This is a genomic window from Pseudaquabacterium terrae, from assembly GCF_013266755.1.
GTDB classification, from domain to species: domain Bacteria; phylum Pseudomonadota; class Gammaproteobacteria; order Burkholderiales; family Burkholderiaceae_C; genus Pseudaquabacterium; species Pseudaquabacterium terrae.
The window spans coordinates 1-1334 of the sequence record NZ_JABRWJ010000055.1 but is presented as its reverse complement, the minus strand read 5'-3'; the positions used below and the strand labels follow the sequence as shown (position 1 = coordinate 1334).

1 protein-coding gene is annotated in these 1334 nt (G+C 64.3%); it reads right to left on the bottom strand.

The features are described from left to right. Positions 1 to 156: 156 nt before the first annotated feature. Positions 157 to 1251 carry an IS5 family transposase gene (locus HLB44_RS36670; protein WP_173135815.1) on the bottom strand — a complete coding sequence of 365 codons (1095 nt, stop codon included), beginning with the start codon at positions 1249 to 1251 and terminating at the stop codon, positions 157 to 159. Between the last annotated feature and the right edge of the window lie 83 nt (positions 1252 to 1334).

The window sequence follows — 1334 nt, the reverse complement described above, 5'->3', positions numbered from 1 at the left end:
CAGGCCGTTGAATTACCGCCGATGAAAGCGCGTTCCACCATCGCTACGCCGGTTGGCAAGGTCATACAGCCCGTCGGTGCCGCCGGAGCGACCTCAACTGGCCTGTTTCGCGGCCATTCGAGCGTGTGGGCGAGGTCATTTCGGCCTTCTCCCCGCTCATTGGGCACACTGCGGGCGCAGTTGCGCCAAGGTTCGCAGCCGCGTGAGGTTGTAGGCCGCCATCGTCAGCGTCAGAAGCTGGTCAACCTTATCCAGTCCCTGCACCATCACCTGGCGGATTGGGCCGATGAGCTTGCCCCAGCCGAAGCACTGTTCGATGCGCTTTCTCTTGCGTTGGCTGACCTCGTAGCCGGCGTGTCGCGTGGTGCGCCCGTCGATGGCGCTGCCACCGGTGCGGTTGATGTTCTGAGCCACATGCGGCGTGACGTTGATCTCGCGGCACGCCTTGACGAAGCCCTTGGTGTCGTACGCCTTGTCAGCACCCACCGTCACGCGCTTGCCCGGACCTGCGACGTCGGTCAGCATCTGCGCAGCGACGTCGCGCTCTGCCGTGCCGTCCGAGGTGCTGGCCTGCACGTTGACCACCAGTCCGTGGCGGTTGTCCGTCAATACATGTCCCAGGTAGCTGGGCAGCGCAGGCGCCGCGTTGCTCTTGCGGTACAGCCGCGATTGCGGGTCGCTCGTGGACTCGTGCGTGTCGTTGCTGCGCGGCTCACCGCGCCAGTCCTCGGGCGGGCGGCCATCGTCCGATCCGTCCTTGCGCCGCATGCTCTTGTGGCTGGCCCAGGCCTGGATCAGCGTGCCGTCCACGCTGAAGTGCTCACCAGACAGCAGCCCGCGCTTGCTGGCCATCTCCACCGTCGCGTTGAACAGCTCGGTGACCGCATCGTGTTCGATGAGCCGGTCGCGGTTCTTGCTGAAGACCGAGTGGTTCCACACGGTGTCTTCGATGGCCAGGCCGACGAACCAGCGGAACAGCAGGTTGTATTGGATCTGCTCGACGAGCTGCCTCTCACTGCGCACGCTGTACAGCACCTGCAGCAGCATCGCGCGCATGAGCTTCTCGGGCGCGATGCTCGGGCGACCGCCCTTGATGTCAGCCTCGTACATGGCCGAGAACTTCGCATCCATCTTGGCCAACGCGTCGTTGAGCCAGGTGCGGATCGGTCGCAACGGGTGCGTGGCCGGGACAAAGTCCTCCAGCTTCACCGTCGTGAACAGGCTCTCGTTGTAGCTGTCGGCTCCTCGCATCGGCGGCTCACCCCTCGTCAATCACTGAACCGATCTTCGCTTGCGCAGACGGCGACGTCGATTGGTATTTCAACGGCCTGCTA